At 60.5% G+C, this 6436-nt stretch carries 5 protein-coding genes and 1 pseudogene; 4 read left to right on the top strand and 2 right to left on the bottom strand.

Annotated features, from left to right (window positions below):
• Window positions 1-417: pseudogene (locus CF70_RS28785) on the top strand (site-specific DNA-methyltransferase); the annotation flags it as partial.
• Window positions 418-420: 3 nt separating this feature from the next.
• On the top strand, window positions 421-3060 hold the full coding sequence (locus CF70_RS28780; RefSeq protein WP_035873311.1) for a DEAD/DEAH box helicase: 2640 nt from the start codon (window positions 421-423) through the stop codon (window positions 3058-3060).
• Here the strand turns inward: CF70_RS28780 and CF70_RS28775 are convergent.
• Window positions 3057-3467: a hypothetical protein gene (locus tag CF70_RS28775; RefSeq protein WP_152561943.1), complete on the bottom strand. Its 411-nt coding sequence runs from the start codon at window positions 3465-3467 to the stop codon at window positions 3057-3059. The genes CF70_RS28780 and CF70_RS28775 overlap by 4 nt on opposite strands.
• A gap of 165 nt (window positions 3468-3632) precedes the next feature.
• Window positions 3633-4289 carry an NUDIX hydrolase gene (locus tag CF70_RS28770; RefSeq protein WP_035873418.1) on the bottom strand — a complete coding sequence of 219 codons (657 nt, stop codon included), beginning with the start codon at window positions 4287-4289 and terminating at the stop codon, window positions 3633-3635.
• 393 nt (window positions 4290-4682) lie between these two features.
• On the opposite strand from CF70_RS28770, the gene CF70_RS28765 reads away from it, so the two are divergent.
• Together CF70_RS28765 and CF70_RS28760 are read left to right on the top strand one after the other, a co-directional pair.
• Entirely contained in the window at window positions 4683-5513 is an 831-nt protein-coding gene (locus CF70_RS28765; RefSeq protein WP_035873300.1) for a hypothetical protein, read from the top strand.
• A gap of 87 nt (window positions 5514-5600) precedes the next feature.
• On the top strand, window positions 5601-6338 hold the full coding sequence (locus CF70_RS28760; protein WP_035873293.1) for a DUF5677 domain-containing protein: 738 nt from the start codon (window positions 5601-5603) through the stop codon (window positions 6336-6338).
• Window positions 6339-6436: the final 98 nt, after the last annotated feature.

Genomic DNA, 6436 nt, shown 5'->3' with positions numbered 1-6436 from the left:
TCGTCAAGAACGCTGACGGTCGGACGGTTACAAACAGGCGGTGGCGGCTTCCGCTTCTACAAGCTCGGCCCCGCGGTGTTCGACGAGAATGGCCACATCCGCGAAGGCATCAAATTCCAATGGTTAGCTGCGCACGTCTGGTTCGCCGAGACGGGCATGGCGCGCTCCTCGCGCGCCAAGAAGTCCCCATTGCTCGGCATGCACGAGGGCACCGCCTATTACCTGCTCTACAACGGGGTACTTGGAGACAAGCGCCCGGACGGCGGCAATGTGCTCACTCTGAAGGTGCTGTCGGAACTGCCCGAGCACGATGGCCCCAAAGTCATCTACGGTGAAGCCAGCCGGCTGGGGACAGAACGCCTTAAGGCCTTGGCCATCACCTTCCGCCAGACCCCCTACGACATCAAGGCACGTTGATTCATGGAACTGAAAGAATATCAAAAACGAAGTTTGACGCGGCTGGGCCTATTCCTAGCCCAGGCCCGGGTGGAAGGGCCTGCGGCCGCATTTAACACCACGGCAGAAACCGACGGCGACGGCAACCGTCCCACCTACCGGCCCATCTTCGGCGATAGCAAAGTACCCTTGCAGTCACTCGAGACAGTGCCTTACGTGGCGCTGCGCATTCCTACCGGCGGCGGTAAGACGGTGCTGGGAGCGCACATCATCCATCAGGCTGCCGAGGTCTACTTGGAGCGGGCCATGCCACTGGTGCTCTGGCTGGTACCCAGCAAACAGATCAAGGCCCAGACGCTCGAAGCGTTCCGCAACGTCAAGCACCCCTACCGCCGCGAGCTCGAAGCCAAGTTTGGCGTGGGCAAGGTGGCCGTGTTCGATATCGCCGATAACGCGCTCATCCGGCCCCAAGACCTTACGGATCATGTGTGTTTGGTCATCGGTACCATGGCCTCGGCCCGCGTGGACGACACGGAGATCCGTGACTTCTACAACGACAAGGAGGATTTGGAGCCGCATTTCCTTAAGGTCGGCCAGGTAAAAGGGCTCGAGCTAAAGGAGGGCAAGGACCGTCCCAAGTTTTCGTTCGCCAACCTGCTGAAGATTCACCGACCTCTGGTCATCACCGACGAGGCCCACAACGCCAACACCAAGCTGAGCTACAAGGTCTACGAGCGCCTGGCGCCAAGCGCCATCATCGAGCTCACGGCCACCCCCGATGTAGACGCGAGCAACGTGCTTGTGCGTGTTTCCGCCAGCGAGCTCAAGGCCGAGGATATGATTAAGCTGCCCGTTGTGCTCAAGGAGCACACGGATGGGTGGGAGGAGTGCCTCCAATCCGCGCTCCAGCGGCGCGCCTATTTGGCTACCCTAGCCCCAGGCGAGCAGCCTGACTATATCCGACCTATCCTGCTTGTCCAGGCAGAGAACAAGAACCTCGCGGCCACAGTGGAAGTGGTCAAGAACCACTTGGTCAAAAACGAGAACATCGCCGAAGCCGAGATCAGGATAGCCACGGGAGATCAGCGCGAGCTTGACGACGTCGACCTGTTCGATCCGGCATGCCCCGTCAGCGTCATCATCACCAAGGACGCGCTCAAGGAAGGCTGGGACTGCTCTTTCGCTTACGTGCTCTGCTCGTTGACCCAGCAGCGCTCGGGCACCGCCATCGAGCAGCTCCTCGGCCGTGTGCTGCGCATGCCTTACGCGCGCAAACGCCAGCACCCGGATCTGAACCGGGCCTACTCGCACGTGGTCAGCCCGGCCTTTGGCGTAGTCGCTCAGGAGCTCACCGATGACCTGGAGAATATGGGATTCAACCCGGTGGAAGCAGCTCAATCCATCCAGCAGTCTGAGTTCGAGCTCAAGGGCGGGGAGGGAGGGGGCCTGCTGCCACAAACACTCACCTTGACCTTACCCAAGGCCCCCGACCTGTCGGGCGTCCCGGCCGCTGATCGCGATCGGGTGACGGTGGAACCCAGCCAGGACAAGAAGGGCTTCTTGGTGACGGTGGAAGGGCAAGTGGACGAAGTCACGCAGGAGGCCATTGTGGAAACGCTGCCCGTACGCCAGCGGCCTGAGGCGGCTCGGCGTTTGGCCATCCACAACGCCCGCGCTGCCGCCGTGCGCGTTACCCCAGCCCAGCGCCAGACCGAGTTCGCCGTGCCCAAGCTCATGCTGCGCCAAGGCACTCTCGCGCTCGAGGTGTCCTCCGACCTGCTGCTGGAGCTCCACGGCTGGTCGATCAACGATTACCCTGCCGACATGTCCTCGTTCCGCTATCAGGAAGGTACACGTACTTTTATAGTGGACTTGGATGGGCATGAGGTTGGCTGGCAGCCGGTGACCGAGCCTCAGGTTGCCTATTTGCAAGGCATGGCTGGCAACTGGTCAGAGCCGGAGCTGGTGGACTTCCTTGATAGGAGGGTACGCCAATCCGACATCACTCAGCCCGAGCTCGTAGAGTGGATCCGCAAGGCTATCAGTACCCTTTCACGGCGCGGATTTGATCTGGCTCAGTTGGTACGCGGCAAATACGTAATAGCAAGAAAGCTCGAAGAGCAGATCAAGAGTGCGCGACTCAAGTCATCAGAGTCCAATTATCAAAGTACCCTGTTTGCTAATGATGCGCCGGTACTGGCGAACTTCGACTACGCCTATCGATTTGACCCCAACGCTTATCCGTCGCGCAATCCATGTGTGGCCAACTATAGGTGGCAGAAACATTACTACGCAGTTCCGGGTGACCTGCCCCATAAGCGCAAGGATGGCAGCCTGTCCGAGGAGTTCCTGTGCGCCATAGAGCTTGATCAATTGTCGGAAGTCCAATTCTGGGTGCGCAACTTGGTTCATCCGTCGCAATTCTGGTTGCCTACAGCTACCGGCCGCACCTATCCGGATTTCGTGGCTAAGTTGAAGGATGGACGCTTGCTCGTGGTTGAATATAAGGGCGGCGACCGTGTGAGCAACGACGATAGCCAGGCCAAAGCGCAAATGGGACACTTGTGGGCCAAAGCATCCAAAGGACAGGGCATTTACTTGATGGCGGTCAAGAGCGCCGACGGCATGACGGTAGGTCAGCAGTTAGCCAAAGCGATCATTTAAGAAATAGACCAGTTTTGCTGAGCGGGAACCTCAACGCCTTGGAGTCGCGTCATACCATTTATGTCGACGACCTCAGTCTGACTGCCTGACTGAGGTCGCGCTTCTCCTCGTCGCCAGAATCCAGCCCCCCAGGCCCTTCGCTCGCCGTCCTGAATGGTCTTCACCGCCTCCGCGGCGGTCTTGACGGTGCGCGCCTTCTCCGGATCCAGACCCTTCGATCTGATCGCGTCGCAGGCCAGGTTCCTCACAGCGCTCCACTCCCGGCGATCCCGGGTCAAAAGTTCTGCGCGCTCGTTGACGGCAGCATTCCCGGCATTCTGTCGTGCCTGCCCCAGGGTGGTGTCGGCGGGAATCGCCAGGCGTGACAACCTATCGGAAACTGAACCTGAATCGACAACCGGCGCCATGATCATCTTACCCAGGCCGGCGAGGTCAAAGTCAGGAGGCGCTTGGCGGCGGCGACGGACTACTTGGAGGCTTAGTCGGAAGCCTGGTGATTGATGGCCGAGGAAGCCCAAAAAAGTCTACCGCCTACCAAGCGGCACTGGCCGCCCATTCGTCCCCGCACAAGATCAACTGACCGGATGCGCAGCAAGCCCGGCCTTACTGGCCACCATGCGATCGACGTTCTTGTTCACGTAGGAAGCCACCTCGCCAGCAGGCACCAGCGCCACACCCTGTGTCTCCCAGCCCATGGCCGCCGGCGTGCCGCCGACGCGCCGAGCGCGGTAGTACCGGGTCATCGTTTGGGTCCGCTCCACGTCGCCGATAAAGCCCGCAATGGCGACCTTCAGGCCGGATTCCTCGAAGGCCTCCCGAATCGCCGAGGCCTGCAAGGAGAGCCCCTCGTCGGCGTGGCCCTTGGGGAAGGTCGCGCGGTACCCGGCGAAGGCATTAGACGGGCAGACGATCCAGACGCGACCGTCAGGCTCCACCACCACCACGCCGGCGGCCGGCTTCTTGCCATTGGCGACAAGCGGCGGTTCGTCAAGATCATCCATCAGCCCGTCAACGTAGTCCCAGCCCCCATCGGTTACCGGGTGGTCGGTCCACGGCGAGAATGGCACGCCGTTCAGCTCGACCGGCACAGCACTGTCCGGCGTCCACAGCGCGATCGAGAAGGGATCCATCCAGGTCTCTGGCCCGCTGGGCGTCGATGGCTCGTGGATCTTGAACGGCTTGCCGTGCTCGTCGGGACGCGGGTGCAGCACCCAAGTTTGGTGGGACATATTCGTCATGTATCCGCCTTGATGTGCCGGCGATATTAGCATCCGATCGCCAATGCGCCCGCGACCGTCATGGCACCGGCCGGGAAAGTGCCGACCGGCAGCTCACTGACGGCCGAGGGATAGACACGACGGCTGAGATCGGCCATGAAGGGTCGTTGGCCCTCGCGATCACTCGGTCGTTCGAACGTTGGAACTCACCACGCTAACGGACATTCGATGGTCAGCGGCCTCGGATTCGAATGTAACCGCGAGCGCCGGGCGGCACCGATGCATATGCGCGAGGCTTCTGGCATGGAGCGGGGCCGCCGACTGACGCCGACCGCCCGCTGTCGCGAGGCCGCTTTGTGCTGTACCGTACAATCTACCCATCGGAACAACCGGGGGGAGGACGGAATGTCGAATCACAAGCTGGACCTGCTCGAAAACGCGATGGACAGCCTTGCCGAGGCGCTGACCAAGTTCGAGCAGGGCGACAATGGTGATCCGAAGGCGTACAAGTTTTGTGTGCTGCATATGGCTCATTTCATCGAGCTGATTTTCAAGCACTACATTACTGAGAAGCACCCGCTGTTGATCTACATGAACCCGTTCGAATCGAACCTCAAGCCCGAGAAGGCGCGCACGATCGGGCTATGGGAAGCGGTCAACTTCATTAACAACGAAGAGAAGGACACCGTTTCCGGCGATTTCCGCAAGGATTTGGAGTGGCTGAAGAAGCTGCGGAACGACATCGAGCACCACAAGTTCGAGATGGACGTCGCGGCCGCGCGGACCGCTATCGGCCGGCTGTTCCGCGCGGTCTTGGAGTTCCTCGACTACAACAGCAACGTGGACATCGAGCAGGCCATCCCGCAGAACGCGATGGATACTTTCAAGGTGTTGTCCGACGAGTACCAATTCAAACTGAAGGATGCCCTCAGGGCGGCGGACGCGATCGAGAAGGACAACCCGCGAGACCCGTTTGATCCGGATGTCGCCGAAGTGCGAATAGACTGCGAGGGCTGCGGTAACTTCACGATGGTCCTGAACGATGCTTCGGGCACTGGATACCGCTGCACGTTCTGCGACAACGAGGATGGCGACAACATCCCGACCAACTGCGACATCTGTGGTGCAGCCTGCGACACGGGCGATCTCGATTACTGGGAGGTAGAGGGCGACCAGCGCGAGGGCCGTTGTTACTACTGCTCGGGCCGCTACGCAGCGGACCGCGACCGGGACTGAGATACGGCCAAGTGCGGCCGTACCGGGCACTCGACAGCATCTACGGATAGAGGCGGCGTACGTTGACGTCGCAGTGGGAGGAACGCAATGCCGAACATACCCGCAATGCTTGCTGCTGCGCACGATATAAAGGCGCAGCTCGACGTCCTACTGCTACGAGGAAGCGTGCAAGATAGTGGCGAACATCGGGTCGCTGCGACGTTGTGTTTGACTATCGCCGAGCAGTTCACAGCGACGCTGCACCTGATAGAAGGCGGCTTCTCGTCCCATGCTCCGGTCATGGTGCGCTCAATGCTGGAGGGACACGCGAATCTGCTGAACCTCGTCAACGATCCGTCATTCGTCGACCAGATCCGGTACGACAACGCGCGTGCCGATGTCGTGCTGTTCACCGCATACGCGACCGATCCTGAAATGCAGGGTAACGCTGAAGCGCGGGAAACGTTGGCCAAGTGGAAAGCCAGTGCGGAGCCGGTACGCGACGAGTTGGAAGCGAAGGGCTATGGCAAGCTCGACGTGTACCAGCGCTTTAGGAAAGCAAACATCCTGCCGACGTACGTAGCCTACCGCGTCTTCTGCTCGTTTGCGCATAACCAACTCACGACATTGCTGGCCCGCCATGCTGACCGCTTCGAGCTTCGCTATAATTTCGAGGCGCCCGGGGTGCTAACTGCAAGCCTGCTGAATGTCGCCGTCGGTATCTTGTGCCAAGCCGTCGTAACTGCATCCCACTACACCGATTTGACCGATGCGGAACTGCGGCAAGCGATCGACGCGGCCGACGCAACGTGGATTGGGGCGCAGGCAGCGGCTGAGCAGGATTAAGAGCAGAAGCCCCGAGATCCGGGTATGGCGCTCAGCCACTCGATGGCGATCGGGAGTCGACTTACAGCGTCGACCTGTGCGACCCTGGAGCTAGCCGA

It is taken from the genome of Cupriavidus sp. SK-3 (assembly GCF_000611145.1).
Lineage (GTDB): Bacteria > Pseudomonadota > Gammaproteobacteria > Burkholderiales > Burkholderiaceae > Cupriavidus.
Note: the sequence above shows the minus strand (reverse complement) of the source record. Positions and strands in the feature narration are given on the sequence as shown.

What these genes read in the sequence shown, in the direction of transcription:
- CF70_RS28780 (WP_035873311.1), top strand. Translation starts at nt 421, where the DNA reads ATGGAACTGAAAGAATATCAAAAACGAAGTTTGACGCGGCTGGGCCTA.
- CF70_RS28775 (WP_152561943.1), bottom strand. Translation starts at nt 3,467, where the DNA reads ATGGCGCCGGTTGTCGATTCAGGTTCAGTTTCCGATAGGTTGTCACGC.
- CF70_RS28770 (WP_035873418.1), bottom strand. Translation starts at nt 4,289, where the DNA reads ATGTCCCACCAAACTTGGGTGCTGCACCCGCGTCCCGACGAGCACGGC.
- CF70_RS28765 (WP_035873300.1), top strand. Translation starts at nt 4,683, where the DNA reads ATGTCGAATCACAAGCTGGACCTGCTCGAAAACGCGATGGACAGCCTT.
- CF70_RS28760 (WP_035873293.1), top strand. Translation starts at nt 5,601, where the DNA reads ATGCCGAACATACCCGCAATGCTTGCTGCTGCGCACGATATAAAGGCG.